General features: G+C 52.7%; 18 protein-coding genes and 1 riboswitch. Of the genes, 9 read left to right on the forward strand and 9 right to left on the reverse strand.

Features of this window, described 5'->3' with window-relative positions:
• Positions 1–52: 52 nt before the first annotated feature.
• Positions 53–1426: an exodeoxyribonuclease VII large subunit gene (xseA, locus tag J8X26_RS06825; RefSeq protein ID WP_208950502.1), complete on the reverse strand. Its 1374-nt coding sequence runs from the start codon at positions 1424–1426 to the stop codon at positions 53–55.
• A 169-nt stretch (positions 1427–1595) separates the two neighbouring features.
• Between xseA and guaB the strand changes: the two genes are divergently transcribed.
• Positions 1596–3062, forward strand: a complete 1467-nt coding sequence (guaB, locus tag J8X26_RS06830) for an IMP dehydrogenase (RefSeq protein ID WP_152324560.1) — start codon at positions 1596–1598, stop codon at positions 3060–3062.
• Positions 3063–3285: 223 nt separating this feature from the next.
• Positions 3286–4863, forward strand: a complete 1578-nt coding sequence (guaA, locus tag J8X26_RS06835) for a glutamine-hydrolyzing GMP synthase (RefSeq protein WP_152324559.1) — start codon at positions 3286–3288, stop codon at positions 4861–4863.
• A 92-nt stretch (positions 4864–4955) separates the two neighbouring features.
• On the opposite strand, the gene J8X26_RS06840 is transcribed toward guaA, so the two are convergent.
• Positions 4956–5732, reverse strand: a complete 777-nt coding sequence (locus J8X26_RS06840; protein WP_165058481.1) for an NAD(P)H-dependent oxidoreductase — start codon at positions 5730–5732, stop codon at positions 4956–4958.
• 85 nt (positions 5733–5817) lie between these two features.
• Between J8X26_RS06840 and J8X26_RS06845 the strand changes: the two genes are divergently transcribed.
• A complete protein-coding gene (locus tag J8X26_RS06845) occupies positions 5818–6711 on the forward strand; it encodes a LysR family transcriptional regulator (RefSeq protein WP_208950503.1) in 894 nt (297 codons plus the stop codon).
• Positions 6712–6782: 71 nt separating this feature from the next.
• Here the strand turns inward: J8X26_RS06845 and J8X26_RS06850 are convergent, their stop codons facing one another.
• The 4 genes from J8X26_RS06850 to J8X26_RS06865 all read right to left on the reverse strand — a co-directional run bounded on the left by J8X26_RS06850 (position 6783) and on the right by J8X26_RS06865 (position 8749).
• Positions 6783–7115, reverse strand: a complete 333-nt coding sequence (locus J8X26_RS06850) for a type II toxin-antitoxin system HicB family antitoxin (protein ID WP_165058477.1) — start codon at positions 7113–7115, stop codon at positions 6783–6785.
• Positions 7112–7375, reverse strand: a complete 264-nt coding sequence (locus J8X26_RS06855; protein ID WP_152324555.1) for a type II toxin-antitoxin system HicA family toxin — start codon at positions 7373–7375, stop codon at positions 7112–7114. Before J8X26_RS06855 ends, J8X26_RS06850 begins: the two co-directional genes overlap by 4 nt.
• Before the next feature lie 138 nt (positions 7376–7513).
• Complete coding sequence (locus J8X26_RS06860; protein WP_165058475.1) at positions 7514–8176, reverse strand: DUF3313 domain-containing protein; 663 nt, start codon at positions 8174–8176, stop codon at positions 7514–7516.
• Positions 8177–8314: 138 nt separating this feature from the next.
• Positions 8315–8749 (reverse strand): GNAT family N-acetyltransferase, encoded by a 435-nt coding sequence (locus J8X26_RS06865; RefSeq protein WP_152324553.1) that lies wholly within the window; start codon positions 8747–8749, stop codon positions 8315–8317.
• A gap of 185 nt (positions 8750–8934) precedes the next feature.
• On the opposite strand from J8X26_RS06865, the gene J8X26_RS06870 reads away from it, so the two are divergent.
• The 5 genes from J8X26_RS06870 to thiD all read left to right on the forward strand — a co-directional run bounded on the left by J8X26_RS06870 (position 8935) and on the right by thiD (position 12794).
• Positions 8935–9642 (forward strand): transcriptional regulator, encoded by a 708-nt coding sequence (locus J8X26_RS06870; RefSeq protein ID WP_244370392.1) that lies wholly within the window; start codon positions 8935–8937, stop codon positions 9640–9642.
• Positions 9643–9668: 26 nt separating this feature from the next.
• Positions 9669–10460 carry a PhzF family phenazine biosynthesis protein gene (locus J8X26_RS06875; RefSeq protein ID WP_208950505.1) on the forward strand — a complete coding sequence of 264 codons (792 nt, stop codon included), beginning with the start codon at positions 9669–9671 and terminating at the stop codon, positions 10458–10460.
• A gap of 190 nt (positions 10461–10650) precedes the next feature.
• A complete protein-coding gene (locus J8X26_RS06880) occupies positions 10651–10998 on the forward strand; it encodes a RidA family protein (RefSeq protein WP_208950506.1) in 348 nt (115 codons plus the stop codon).
• Between the two features lie 53 nt (positions 10999–11051).
• A riboswitch (TPP riboswitch) is annotated at positions 11052–11153 on the forward strand.
• Between the two features lie 34 nt (positions 11154–11187).
• Entirely contained in the window at positions 11188–11997 is an 810-nt protein-coding gene (thiM, locus tag J8X26_RS06885) for a hydroxyethylthiazole kinase (protein ID WP_208950507.1), read from the forward strand.
• Positions 11994–12794: a bifunctional hydroxymethylpyrimidine kinase/phosphomethylpyrimidine kinase gene (thiD, locus tag J8X26_RS06890; protein WP_208950508.1), complete on the forward strand. Its 801-nt coding sequence runs from the start codon at positions 11994–11996 to the stop codon at positions 12792–12794. The genes thiM and thiD overlap by 4 nt, the downstream gene beginning before the upstream one ends.
• Positions 12795–12800: 6 nt before the next feature.
• Here thiD and J8X26_RS06895 read toward each other — a convergent pair whose 3' ends face one another.
• Positions 12801–13649 carry a hypothetical protein gene (locus J8X26_RS06895; RefSeq protein WP_165058463.1) on the reverse strand — a complete coding sequence of 283 codons (849 nt, stop codon included), beginning with the start codon at positions 13647–13649 and terminating at the stop codon, positions 12801–12803.
• Positions 13650–13861: 212 nt separating this feature from the next.
• Between J8X26_RS06895 and J8X26_RS27880 the strand changes: the two genes are divergently transcribed.
• Positions 13862–13987, forward strand: coding sequence for a hypothetical protein (locus tag J8X26_RS27880; protein ID WP_268959564.1), 126 nt, complete (start codon positions 13862–13864; stop codon positions 13985–13987).
• A 62-nt stretch (positions 13988–14049) separates the two neighbouring features.
• On the opposite strand, the gene J8X26_RS06900 is transcribed toward J8X26_RS27880, so the two are convergent.
• Entirely contained in the window at positions 14050–14736 is a 687-nt protein-coding gene (locus J8X26_RS06900; RefSeq protein ID WP_013574394.1) for a GntR family transcriptional regulator, read from the reverse strand.
• The coding region (locus tag J8X26_RS06905) for a hypothetical protein (protein ID WP_208950509.1) at positions 14733–14946 on the reverse strand (214 nt) is incomplete at its 5' end. The genes J8X26_RS06900 and J8X26_RS06905, both read right to left, overlap by 4 nt.

Consider the following 14946-nt stretch of genomic DNA (forward strand, 5'->3'; position numbering starts at 1 on the left):
GCTTTTCAAACGCCTCCCCCTGCGTTAAGGGGGGAGGTTTCAAATCTGATACTTATTTAACCGCACGTTTCCGCGCTTTCTTCTCCAGCACAATCGATTTCACTTCACTTTCAATCCAGCCATCGGCCAGACGTGTTTTCAGCGTATCGCCCGGAGCGGTCTGCGTAGTTTTCTTCAAAAGCGCACCCTGTGGCGTAGTGGTTACGCTATAGCCGCGGGCAAGGGTCGCCAGCGGACTGACGCTTTCAAGTTGCGTGCAGGCGGTGCCAAAACGCTGACGACTTTCCGCCAGCTGCGATGACATCGCCTGTTGCAGCCGGTATTGCAGCTGCTGAACCCGTTGCTGGGCGCGGTGAATTCGGGGCTGGGGTTGTTGCTGATTCAGACGCTGTTGCAGCCTGTCAGTACGGCGCAGCATCTGGCGCAGCTGGTTTTGCATCGCTTCATCCAGACGGCGGCGCAGTTTGAACAGCGCGGTTTGCTGTCGCGCGAGACGTAAATGCGGATGCTGTTGTTGGAGGCGGTGATTCAGGCGCGAAAAACGCTGCGCCAGTTGTGCGAGATAATAATCCATCGCCATTTCAAGACGCTGCTGCTGTGACTGAATCTGGCGCAGCAACTCCAGCTGATTGCGGCTGATCAACTCTGCGGCTGCCGACGGCGTCGGGGCGCGTAAATCTGCCACAAAATCGGCAATTGTTACGTCAGTTTCATGGCCGACGGCGCTGACGATGGGAATGTGGCTGGCGAAAATCGCCCGCGCCACGCGCTCATCGTTAAAGCTCCACAAATCTTCCAGCGAACCGCCACCACGCCCGACAATCAGTACATCGACTTCTTCGCGGTCATTGGCGAGCGCAATGGCGCGGACAATTTGCCCCGGCGCATCTGCACCCTGAACGGAGGTCGGATAGATAATGACGGGCAGGGAAGGATCACGGCGTTTGAGCACGTTCAGCACATCGTGCAGCGCGGCACCGCTGGCCGAAGTAATGACCCCGACACATTTCGCAGGCGAGGGCAGCGGCTGTTTGAACTGCGCATCGAACAACCCTTCGGCGGCCAGCTGCTGCTTCAGTAAATCGAATTTCTGCTGCAATAAACCGTCACCGGCTTCCTGCATACTCTCGGCAATCAGCTGATAATCGCCGCGTGGTTCATACAACGTAATGGTCGCGCGGACCAGAACCTGCTGACCGTTTTGCGGACGAAACGTGGTGCGTCGATTGGAATTGCGGAACATCGCGCATTTGACCTGAGCACGGTCATCTTTGAGCGTAAAATACCAGTGGCCGGAGGATGGCTGAGAGAAGTTTGAAATCTCACCGGAGAGCCAGACCTGACCCATTTCGTTTTCCAGCAACTGTCGGACCGTCTGATTCAGGCGGCTTACGGTAAAAATAGGAGGCGAAGAAGGTAGTGGCATGTGATCCAGATCAAATTCAAAAACAGAGACTTAATCGACTGATACTACATACCCTAAAAAGGTAATCAAGAAGTTTTTCCAAATAGTGCTGGTCGGGATGCGCACTCACCTGTATAATCCCGCTGCAATATTTTATCTTTTCCGCATCCACCTTGGTGAGATATTGCCCATGCTACGTATCGCAAAAGAAGCACTAACGTTCGACGACGTTCTCCTTGTTCCAGCTCACTCCACAGTTCTGCCCAATACTGCCGACCTCGGTACTCAACTGACCGCTAAAATCCGTCTGAATATCCCTATGCTGTCCGCAGCAATGGATACCGTGACTGAAGCGAATCTGGCGATTGCTCTGGCGCAGGAAGGCGGCCTTGGTTTCATTCACAAGAACATGTCTATTGAGCGTCAGGCGGAAGAAGTCCGTCGCGTGAAGAAGCATGAAAGCGGCGTTGTTGCTGACCCTAAAACGGTGACTCCGGCGACCACTTTACGTCAGGTTAAAGAACTCACTGAAATTAACGGTTTTGCCGGTTACCCGGTTGTGACCGAAGAAAACGAACTGGTCGGTATTATTACCGGTCGTGACGTGCGCTTCGTGACCGATCTGGAACAGCCTGTGACCGCGGTAATGACGCCGAAAGAACGTCTGGTTACCGTGAAAGAAGGCGAAGCCCGTGAAGTCGTCCTGCAAAAAATGCACGAAAAACGCGTAGAGAAAGCGCTGGTTGTTGACGCGCAATTCCATCTGCTCGGTATGATCACCGTAAAAGACTTCCAGAAAGCCGAACGTAAACCAAACGCCTGTAAAGATGAGCAGGGCAGCCTGCGCGTCGGTGCTGCGGTTGGCGCAGGCGCTGGCAACGAAGAGCGTATCGATGCGCTGGTTGCGGCCGGTGTTGACGTTCTGCTGATCGACTCCTCACACGGCCATTCTGAAGGCGTTCTGGAACGTATCCGCGCCACCCGTGCCAAATACCCGGATCTGCAAATCATCGGCGGTAACGTCGCGACGGGCGCAGGTGCTCTGGCACTGGCTAAAGCTGGCGTGAGCGCGGTTAAAGTCGGTATCGGCCCTGGTTCAATCTGTACCACCCGAATCGTCACCGGCGTCGGTGTTCCGCAAATCACTGCCGTTTCTGACGCGGTTGAAGCGCTTGAAGGCACCGGTATTCCGGTTATCGCTGATGGCGGTATCCGCTTCTCCGGCGATATCGCAAAAGCTATCGCTGCCGGCGCAAGCTGCGTGATGGTCGGCGGTATGCTGGCTGGTACCGAAGAATCTCCTGGCGAAATCGAACTGTATCAGGGGCGTTCATACAAATCTTACCGCGGTATGGGATCCCTGGGCGCGATGTCCAAAGGCTCTTCTGACCGTTACTTCCAGACTGATAACGCCGCAGACAAACTGGTTCCGGAAGGTATCGAAGGTCGCGTCGCGTATAAAGGCCGTCTGAAAGAAATCATCCATCAGCAAATGGGCGGTCTGCGCTCCTGTATGGGGCTGACCGGTTGTGCTACCATCGACGACCTGCGCACCAAGGCTGAATTTGTTCGTATCAGCGGTGCAGGGATCCAGGAAAGCCACGTGCACGACGTGACGATTACCAAAGAGTCACCGAACTACCGCATGGGTTCTTAATCCCATAGTCGCTGCTGCGCGTCGGCGAGCCGGCGTTGGAAGCTGGCTCAAAATGCTCATTTACGTCATGTAAACTGCGCTTTTTCGCCAGCTTCCGCCTTGCCTCACCTTAGCTCGCGAGCGCCTGGATCGAGTCACTACAAATTTATACCCAGCCCGATATTTCCGGGCTGATTAATATTCCGTTTTAACGCTTTTATTGCTTTCTGGAAAACGCCCCCTCATGAGCGAAAATATTCACAAGCACCGTATCCTGATCCTCGATTTCGGCTCCCAGTACACCCAACTTGTTGCGCGCCGCGTGCGTGAACTGGGTGTCTATTGCGAACTCTGGGCCTGGGACGTAACCGAAGCCCAAATCCGCGAATTCAACCCGAACGGGATCATCCTGTCCGGCGGCCCGGAAAGTACCACCGAGCATGACAGCCCGCGCGCCCCTGATTACGTCTTTGAAGCCGGCGTACCGGTTCTGGGCGTCTGCTACGGCATGCAAACCATGGCAATGCAGTTAGGCGGCCATGTTGAAGGTTCAAACGAGCGCGAATTTGGTTATGCGCAGGTTGAAGTTCAGACTGAAAGCGCGCTGATCCGCGACATTCAGGATGCCCTGAGCGAAAACAATAAACCGCTGCTCGACGTCTGGATGAGCCATGGCGATAAAGTCACCGCAATCCCGTCTGATTTCGTGACCGTTGCCAGCACCGAGACGTGCCCGTTTGCCATTATGGCCAACGAAGAAAAACGCTTCTACGGTGTGCAGTTCCACCCGGAAGTGACGCACACCCGTCAGGGCCTGCGACTGCTCGAGCGCTTCGTGATGGATATCTGCGAGTGTGAAGCTCTGTGGACGCCAGCGAAAATTATCGAAGACGCCGTTGAACGTCTGCGCGTGCAGATTGGCGACGACCACGTGATCCTCGGCCTGTCCGGCGGCGTTGACTCCTCCGTCACCGCGATGTTGCTGCACCGCGCCATTGGCGACCGTCTGACCTGCGTGTTCGTGGATAACGGCCTGCTGCGTCTTAACGAAGCGGATCAGGTGCTGGAAATGTTCGGTGACCGTTTCGGTCTGAACATCGTTCACGTTGCTGCGGAAGACCGTTTCCTCTCTGCGCTGGCCGGTGTTGATGAACCTGAAGCCAAACGTAAAATTATCGGTCGCGTGTTCGTTGAAGTCTTCGACGAAGAAGCCTGTAAGCAGGATGAAGTGAAATGGCTGGCGCAGGGCACCATCTACCCTGACGTTATTGAATCTGCCGCTTCTGCCACCGGTAAAGCACACGTCATCAAATCGCACCACAACGTGGGCGGTCTGCCGAAAGAAATGAAACTGGGTCTGGTTGAGCCGTTGAAAGAGCTGTTCAAAGACGAAGTGCGTAAAATCGGTCTGGAACTCGGCCTGCCGTACGACATGCTTTACCGTCACCCGTTCCCGGGCCCGGGCTTAGGTGTTCGCGTACTGGGCGAAGTGAAGAAAGAGTACTGTGACCTGTTGCGTCGCGCCGATGCTATCTTCATCGAAGAACTGCACAAAGCCGACCTGTACAACAAAGTCAGCCAGGCGTTTACCGTCTTCCTGCCAGTCCGTTCCGTTGGCGTGATGGGCGATGGCCGTAAATACGACTGGGTGGTTTCCCTGCGCGCAGTAGAAACCATCGACTTCATGACCGCGCACTGGGCGCATCTGCCGTACGATTTCCTCGGCCGCTGCTCTAACCGCATCATCAACGAAGTTAACGGCATTTCCCGCGTGGTTTATGACATCTCCGGTAAACCACCGGCGACGATTGAGTGGGAATAAGTTTTAGAGAAATCTAAAATTTAGCGCAACAAAAACGCCAGCAGGATCGCAAGATCGGCTGGCGTTTTTTAATGTCTGAAATTCTCAGAATGTTATTTCAAATGCGCCGCAAACCCGCTTTTCTCCGGCGTGATTTCAGCTTTAAGCGTCAGTGAAGGAATATCATAGTCGCCGCCATTTTGCTGACGGAAGGCGATTGGTGTTGTGGTTTCCAGCGTATCCAGCCGGGTCGCCAGTTCATCGCAAAGCTGATGAAAGCGTGCTTCATCCGTGCGGCCGGTGCGGTAGAACACCAGCGGCGGGAGCACGGTAAAGCCCGGATAATGCAGGATCCCATGATGGATGGGGAACAGTAAATCGTCTATGGAACCGTTGATACCTCGTGCACTGTAATGTGGTTCCCAGCCGCCGGTAGTGACCATCAGCATGGCGCGTTTACCGGCCATTTTACCTTCTCCGTAACGGTCCCCCCAGTGTGTGTCGGAATGCTCACCGACGCCGTAAGCAAATCCATAGGCATAAACGCGTTCCACCCACCCTTTCATAATCGCCGGCATTGAGAACCACCACAGCGGAAACTGAAAAATCACCGAATCCGCCCACATTAACTTTTCCTGCTCGGCGGCGATGTCCGGACTTTGCGTCCCGTTTTTGAATGCCCGCTGTGAATCCTGCGAAGGATTGAAAGGCGTGTCCGTCGAAGGCGATGTGTTGTCAGCGGCGTCCAGCGGAGCTTTCCATTGCATGGCGTACAGGTCAGAAATCTGCACGCTATGACCGGCGGCCTCCAGGTGTTTTACTGCGAAATCTTTCAGCGAACCGTTTAGAGATTTTGGTTCCGGATGGGCGTAGACGATTAAAATATTCATGGCGAACTCTCCGTTAAGTGATGAAAGCAGAGTAGGCCGCCGTCAGGTATAGTTAAAATGAATTTAAAATATACCAGGTATAGTTATGAATAATTTCGGACGTCTCGATCTCAACTTGTTGCTCACGCTGGATGTCCTGCTGGCGGAGCACAATGTCACGCGGGCGGCGCAGCGGCTGAACCTTTCGCAACCTTCAATCAGTGTTCAGCTGGCTAAATTACGTGAGTTTTTTGACGATCCGTTACTGCTGCCGGGCCCGCGCGGCATGCATCCGACAGCGCGGGCTGATGAGTTACGGGAACCTCTGCAACAGGCGCTGGCTGCTCTGGCGTCTGCGGTTTCTGCCGGTGACGTTTTCGATCCGTCGAAGGCAGAGAATACCTGGAATCTGGGCGCGGCGGATTATGGCGAATCCACCGTTGTATTGCCTGTGCTCCAGGCATTCCGCGCTGTAGCGCCCGGAACAAAACTGGCGATTTTTGAGACATCACCGGTGCGGATTATGCGGAAAATGCAGCGAGGAGAACTGGATCTGGCATTTCATACGGGGGAAGCGGTGCTCAAGGATTTACACAGCACGTTATTGTTTTCCGAACGTTATGTGCTGGTCGGCAGGAAAGGACATCCGCAGCTCGCGAAGCCCGTCACTATGCCGGTATTTTGCTCGCTTGAACATGTGATCGTTTCGCCTGATGGTGGTGGATTTCAGGGCATAACCGACAGCTCGCTGGCAGAAACCGGATTATCGCGGCGCGTGGTGCTCTCCGTGCCGCATTTCCTGTTTGTCATTCAGGTTCTGCTGACCACCGATTTAGTCTCCATGCTTCCCGAGCGTCTGGTGCGTGGCAACCCCGCGTTGCACCTTACCGAACCGCCCGTGAAAGTTCCCGGTTTTGAGATGCACATGTACTGGCACGAACGCTCGCACCGCGACCCGGCGCATATCTGGTTACGGGAATTCATGAGCAGTGCGGTGTGAAGAAAGCGGCATAAAGAAAATAAAAAAGGCAGCCTTCTGGCTGCCAGGAAAAAGATGTTCAACGCACAGCTTTAGTCGTGAACCGCCTGAATCAACGTGTCGTTAATCCATTGATTGACACTTTTACCTGATACCTCTGCGGCGACATTGATTGCTGCATGGACTTCCGGCTGTATACGCAGGCTTATTTTCCCGCTGGCCGGACGCTGAGGTTCGCGACCTTGCTCTGAACAATAGCTCAGGTAATCCTCCACGGCGTCTTCGAAAGCAAGCCTAAGGTCCGTGACATTATCAGCGTGAAAACCGATGACATCCTGAATTCCGGCTATACGACCGACGAGACATTTGTCTTCATCGCTGTATTCAATTTTTGCAGCATACCCCTGATAGGTCATAGTACTCATGGTTTTACTCCTATAGCCTCAAGGAATGTTTTGGCATCACGTACCTGATAAATTTTTGCTTCTTTCTCCGGGTGCGGTCGATGAAAAGAGGCAACAACATTATTGATTTCAAAACGAACCCGCGACCCTTTTCCTTCACTAACTTTGGCACCTAAGGCGATAAACAAAACTTCCATTTTTCTCCATTCCACCGCTGAAGATGTAGGCAAGGAAAAAATGAGATGTAACGTTTTCAGGTGTCCGCTATTAAGCATGTTCATGATTAGTCGATCCTTCGATAATGGCTGAGTCGCCAGAACATGAAAATGATATCATTATTTGATATCAAAAAGTATTCTTATCAATAAAAAAGGCAGCCCCCTGGCTGCCTCTCAAAAATGCTGACTAACGCGCCTGACTTAGTTTGACTGGAACAATTTGGTGTCGGTCGCCAGGCCATCGACGACAACTTTCAGATCATTGGCGGTCACTTTCTGGGTGTCGTTGGAGACTTGTTTACCAAACCCTTTACGGACAACTTTCATGACCGGTTTACCGGTGCTCGCGTCGATCAGCTCGCCTTCAAAGAATACTTCGGTATCGCGGGTACGGTGTCCGCTGGCGGTTTCAGCCCCGGCAATCACCAGTGCCACCGGGATCACTTCATAGAATTGCAGGCCTTCCGCTGATGTATTCACACCGGTAATCGCACCTTTGAAAATCAAAGTGCGCGGACCTGCATGATCGGTCAGTTGCAGGCGTTCTCCCATGGCCGGTTTCAGGCGGCTGTTGGCGTAATCCAGCACACCCTGCAGCGTTTCTTTACTGATTTGTGGAGTCGGTTGTGGTTCCGGATAGAATTTGATCGGCTCATACATCAGGTAAGAATAATTTGACGCTTTAAAGGAAGGATCAATCCAGCGCAGCACAGGTGTGCCTGATGCAGTTTTGGTTTCTTTAAGGTTGGAGTAATCGCCGAGGAAGCCAGAGAATTTTTCGCTCTGGGTTACATGGCTGGTACAGCCTGCAAGGAACAGGGCGCCGGTCACCAGTGCGGCCTGCATCAGTTTTATTTTTTTCATTCGTACCCTCGGAAATTTTAAGGAAGACAGAGTATGTATAGCACCGCTGTGGAATTTAACCTCTTAACTACAAAGAAAAATTGATGTTAGTCAGGATCGCGAAAAAATGGCCATGCGCACAAATGATTAATGATCTAATTATTTGCAAGGTGAATGAAATAGATAATACTCACCTTTCGGACTTTCGCCGGTAGAGATAATGATCCAGCCTTTTGACAGATAAAAACCAACTGAATTTTTACTCTTTACCAGACATTTCAGAGAGCCTCTGCGGGTAAAGGTGGTCTCGGCGGCGTGCAACAAAGCCGAGCCTGCACCGGTCCCCTGAAACTGCGGATCGATAAACAGGTTATGCAGGAAATTCTCCTGTGTAAAAACAGAGGCAAATCCCAGCAGATGCCCGTCCCGTTCAGCGACCAGAATCTTTTCGCCGATCACCGCACGGTCAAAATCTTCCAGCTGAAAATCGTCTTCCAGCCATGTCCAGGTCTGTTTGCGTGAAGCCAGATACAAGGTGCGTAAAAACGGACGATCAGCTTCTTCATAAGGCCGGATGTTAAGTGGGGATGTCAAAGAGTGAATTCCTTTGAAAATATGAGGGCAGAGAACGTTCACTTCACTGAGCCATACTGCCAGCGACTTTGCGGGAGTTCAATTGGGTTTGTGGTACACGTGTGATTTAATCAACAAAAAATTGATATTTCAACATTCGGTTGATATCGTGTTTGCATCTAATGCAATCGCGGACTACAACACCCATGCCCAAAATTCCACCAGACGCCACAGCCGAAAGAGCACTCGTTCTGAAAACGCTCTTCGCCTCCGTGGAGGCTCTTGAGGTGGCCATCGGCAACAATACTGAAATCGTAGTTCATGACCTGACAAATCCGTCGTCTTCCGTGTTGAAAATTGCCAATGGTCACGTTTCTGGCCGGGCGGTAGGGGATTCCATGTTCAGCGGCCCGGACGGTGATTTAGGATTCGCCGGTCTTCTCAACGCCCGGAATACGGCTTCTCCATCCTCAGAACCGCTGGTTATTGCGGATTACACAACAGTGACCGCGAAAGGAACAAAACTGAAAAGCGCCACGACGGTTTATCGCGACGCGGAGGGCGTCGCATTTGCCAGCCTGTGTATCAACGTTGATCTCAGTGAAGTTGAAATTGCTCATGCGGCGCTCGGGCGCCTGCTCAGACAGTATTCTTCAGAAAATACGCCGCAAAATTCCCAAACCGATCTCGAGTCCATGATGGAAGAAATCATTGATTCTTCCCTGTCTCAGTCGGGGCGAGCGGGTAAACCGATGAATAAAAAAGAGAAACTCGAAGCCGTCAGAGTTATGCAGGATCGCGGGATGTTTATCGTCAAAGGCGGCGTTGAAAAGGCGGCCAGCAAACTGGGCGTTACCCGCTACACCATCTACAACTATCTGGATGAAATTAAGAAATCCGGTGGCGATGAATAGTGGTCACTAACAGTGAGGAGTCTGAAATGGAAATATCAATTTATCAGGTCGATGCGTTTGCATCGCAAAGTTTTAGTGGAAATCCGGCGGCCGTTTGCCCGTTGCCTCACTGGCTGGATGACAGCGTTTTAAGCAATATTGCCCGTGAAAATAATCTTTCCGAAACGGCTTTCTTCGTCAAAAACGGTGACCATTATGAGCTGCGCTGGTTCACGCCGGGCACCGAAGTGGATTTATGCGGTCATGCCACGCTGGCGGCGGCGTGGGTGATAAGCCAGGCGCTGGGCGATAAATCCGCATCGCTGCGGTTTTCTACCCGCAGCGGAGATTTATGGGTGACCTGCCAGGATGAGGTTTTCCACATGGATTTCCCGGTGAAATCTCCGGCGTCTTTCACGCTGCCAGACGGACTCACTCAGGCACTAGGGCTGACAGCACCGATCACCGCGGTGCTTAAAACCGATGATATTATCATTGTGATTGAAGATGCTGCCGCACTGGAAGCTCTCGCGCCGGATTTCGCAGCGCTCAATGCTTTTGATACCCGTGGCGTGGTGGTCACCGCTGCGGGCGATAATTTTGATTTTGTCTCCCGCTGGTTCGGGCCTCGCGTGGCGGTGAATGAAGATCCGGTTACCGGTTCAGCCCACACCTCGCTGGCACCGTATTGGTCGAAACGTCTGAATAAAACGCAGATGAACGCCCGGCAGGGCGGTGCGCGTAAAGGCGAACTGCAATGTGAAATGAGCGGAAATGATCGGGTGATTATCAGCGGCAAAGCGGCGCTGTATATGCGAGGTACAATTTATCTTAATTAAAATCTATCGCTTAAGTCCTCTCAATTAATTTATTTCCAATAGCTAAGTTGTTTATATGACAGAGAAAAACAAATCGGTGGATCCCCGTGATTCACGAATAGTTTATATCACGCTGGCGGCCGTCTTAATTTTCTACGGCATGTTGCTGATATCAAGCTTCTGATTTTATGTCTGAATCGAGGAATTCATTATGCTCACAGGGACCTTACCTTTTCCCAAAGTCCGTAAAAGCGGCAATCTTTATTTTGTTTCCGGCGAAGTACCGATTACCGCGGAAGGCACAACGCCCGCCGGAATTGAAGCGCAGACCCATTTGGTATTTTCGAAAATAGCCGGATCGCTTAAAGAATATAACCTGACACTCGATGATGCTGTTTCCGTGAATGTTTACCTGACCGATAAGAAGGATTTCAAAGCCTTTAACGAGGCGTATGTAAAACATTTCAACGCGCCATATCCTGCCCGGACAACAGTTTGCGTGGAACTTCTGGTCGATGTTTTACTGGAAATTAATCTTATTGCGTCGGCGGCGAAATAACACGCTGTACGAAAAATCCTGATTGACCTTCTCAGGCTCGCCACCAATAATGCTTCCTTGACTCGGGGTGCCGCTCTTGCAAAAGAACGGCTGAGATTTTACCCGTATTACCTGATCTGGATTATGCCAGCGTAGGGAAGTCAGGTATCTCTCCCGATACCGCCTTCTTTAGCGCCGGTGGGGAGAACTATGAATACCCGACCTTCCGTGTTTCCCGGCGCAACATCCGCCGCTTCTTTACGACAACTTCGTGCCTCCGCGCCGCTGGTTCACTGCCTGACCAATGACGTGGTGCAATCCTTTACGGCCAATGTTCTTCTGGCGCTCGGTGCCTCACCGGCAATGGTGACTGACCCGGCCGAAGCCGCGCAGTTCAGCGCGGTGGCCGATACCTTACTGGTTAATGTCGGCACGCTGACCCGTCCTCATGCTGAGGCGATGCTGGCAGCGATTCACGCAGCAAATCAGGCCGGAAAACCCTGGGTGCTGGATCCGGTTGCCGTCGGCGGCCTGAGCTGGCGCACGGAGTTTTGCCTTGAACTCATCAAACTTACACCCGCCGCCATCCGCGGAAACGCCTCTGAAATCCGTGCGCTTAGCGGCCTGAGTGCGTCCGGGCGTGGCGTAGACAGCGGCGATGATTCGCTGTCTGCCTTACCGGCTGCACAGCAACTGGCGCTGGAAACCGGCGGGGTGGTGGCTGTCACCGGTGAAACTGATTACGTCACCGACGGCGAACGCAGCTGGTCAGTTCCCGGCGGACATCCGATGATGACCCGCATCGTCGGCACCGGTTGTTCGTTATCAGCGGTTGTTGCGGCGTTTGCCGCATTGCCTGGCAAACGTCTGGATAACGTTGCCGCGGCATGTCGCGTCATGTCTTGTGCAGGTGAGCGTGCCTGCGCAGTGGTGAAAGGGCCGGGCAGCTTCACACCAGAGTTTCTCGATAACCTGTATTTGATGCGCGAAGAGTGGCTGAACGGGGAAAAAATCGGATGAAAAGAATCAATGCCCTGACCATAGCAGGTACTGACCCGAGCGGCGGCGCGGGGATCCAGGCAGATCTCAAAACCTTCTCGGCGCTCGGCGCGTATGGCACGAGCGTTATCACGGCGCTGGTGGCGCAAAATACCCGTGGCGTGCAGTCTGTTTACAACATTGAGCCGGATTTCGTGGCCGCGCAGCTCGATTCAGTACTCAGCGACGTGCGAATCGACAGCACTAAAATCGGCATGCTGGCGAACAGCCAGATTGTTGAAGCGGTCGCTGAAAGGCTTAAGTATTATCAGCCGCCTTTTGTGGTGCTTGATACCGTCATGCTGGCAAAAAGTGGCGATCCGCTGCTGTTGCCGGAGGCCGTTGACGCCGTGCGCCGTTTGCTGATTCCGCAGGTTTCAATTATTACCCCCAATCTGCCGGAAGCCGCTGCGTTACTGGAATGCCCGGTGGCGCTGACTGAAGCAGAAATGCGTGAACAGGGCGAAGCGTTACTGGCGATGGGATGTGAAGCGGTGCTGATGAAAGGCGGTCATCTGAGTGATGAAGAAAGCCCGGACTGGTTGTTTATGACCGGTTCACGCGAGCGGTTTACCGCACCGCGCGTGAATACCCGGCACACGCACGGAACGGGGTGTACATTATCGGCCGCGCTGGCGGCACTGCGACCGCGGCATAACAACTGGGCCGATACCGTACGCGAAGCAAAAGAATATCTCCAGCAGGCACTGATGCAGGCCGACTCACTGGAAGTCGGCCACGGCATCGGGCCTGTGCATCATTTCCACCGCTGGTGGTAAAACCGCTCAGGCGCGGCGCTGGGTTTCGCTCAGCGCCTCTTCTGCCTGGTGATACATCGTCAGCGCCTGTTGCAGATGCACGGCGTCAAACGGGTTTAGCGGGTAGAATTTCGCTTCTTTGCGCGGTCGCAGCATTATACGGATCTTCGTGGCCGAAACACGCTCAAACCGGTAGCTGGCAATATCCTGATTTTCCTCATCTTTCCACGACAGCAACAGCGCCGCGTGCTCACCGGTACGACGCCCGATAAACTGTTCGTGCAGCCACAATCCTTCGCATTCACCGTCTTTTTGCAGCTTCTTGCCGCTGAACCACGCGGATTCTGCCTGCATCAGCAGCGACTGTGGCGTGATTTCTTCACGCAGCTTGCGCCACAGTGGCTGGTTATTCTCCATCTGCCAGCAAGCCATGCCGAGATAATCATTCAGCTCACGCCAGTCGCTTTCCAGCTGCTCTTTCAGCTCAGGTTCCTGAATATGCATAAACTGTTGCAGACCGGTAGCCTGTTCACCCAGCTTGTTGTAAGCAATTACGGTCATGGTACGTGGCTTGCGGCGAAACGTAATCCATAGCAGAAATTTGGGAATGCGGAAGGTAATGGCCTGAATGGTCAGTTTATAGCGGTTGCCGCGTGACATGACAATTCCGTTAGACGTCCCGCGTTTGTCCTGATAATTCCTCACCAGTACCACACTGTTCTGACCCATCCAGCCTGTGACGTAGTGCTCTTTTTCGCTTTCAGCCACGTCCAGATCGCGCACGACCTGGCTGATTTTCTCGACATCGAGCTGCGATAAGGACAGCGACTGATCTGCGCTGTAGTAGCTTTTTTTCAGGGGGGATGCAGAAGGCATAAAAGTATCCACGATATTAATGTGGTTTACAGCTTACACCAAGTTGTCATACAAATTTTGGGGCTACGCCGCAAAACGGGCATCTTTTTCGGATTACGTTAACCATGATGACGAAATTTTCCGAGGCGTCTCGTATTACACCGTCTGAATACAAGGAAAAGTTTATGGATAAGCCCGTTCAGTGAACACCACGCGAGCTAGATCTGGTGGATATGCGCGTTGGCTATTTGAGATATTGTGAAGAGAACTACAGCAGTCTGGATGACGATAAACTTGGCGCATTTGGTCCGCCGGAAGCCTTCTACCATCCGCAGAAGGACTGGACCAAACTTCCCTGAAACGCGTTGTACCCCGCCCGTTGGCATTGCGCTAAAACGCGGGGAAAACTGTTTTGCCAGATCTATTCCGCATCAAACCAGTCGCTGTTTTGCTCAGCAATGGGCGTGATGGTGGAAATCATCTCCTGCAAATGAATGCGGATGGCTTTTTCGGCCGCGTCCGGATCGTGCGCTTTCAGTCCGTCAAAAATGGCGTAGTGCTGCGCGATGAGATTTTCCGGCGGCGACACTTTACTGAGCGTCAGAAACCGTACGCGATCCATCGTGGCTTTAATGTGCTCGACGGTTTCCCACGCCAGGCGGCAGTCAATAATCTGCGCGATGGTGCGGTGAAATTCATCGTCGAGTAACAGGAATTCCTGTGTTTGCTGGCTTTTTGCCGCCAGCGTCTGCCGTTCAAGATTGTGCTCCAGCAGCGCGAGATCTTTATCCGTCGCGACCATGGCGGCGCGGCGGACGACGGCGGTTTCAACGGCTTCACGAATAAAACGGCCGTCGGCCACCCGTTTGGAAGAAATTTTCATCACGTAAGTGCCGCGCTGTGGCAGAACTTGTACCAGCCCGGCTTCAGCCAGTTTAATAAAGGCTTCGCGAACCGGCTGGCGGGAAACATTAAAACGCGTGGAAATTTCTTTCTCCGACAGGAACGCCCCCGGTGCGATGGCACAGGTGACAATGTCCTGACGCAAGGTGCGGTAAATCTGCTGATTTACCGGCACATTACTGAGAAATTCAAAGGAGTCTGTCATGGGCAAAATTTGTCTTCAGAATCAGGAGAAGATAATACTAACATGAGTTTTCTCAGGATTTTGAGATTGTTAGCGCAAGGTTTTATCAAATTATTGGGAATTAATATGCTCGCGGCAATAGAGTTTTTTATAGGCCGCTGGGGCTTTGTTGAATAAATCGGATTTAGATAAAAGCTCCCCTCGTCGCCGACTTCCTCAGGTAATCCGTAC

The organism is Rahnella sp. ChDrAdgB13 (genome assembly GCF_017655185.1).
Taxonomy (GTDB): domain Bacteria; phylum Pseudomonadota; class Gammaproteobacteria; order Enterobacterales; family Enterobacteriaceae; genus Rahnella; species Rahnella contaminans.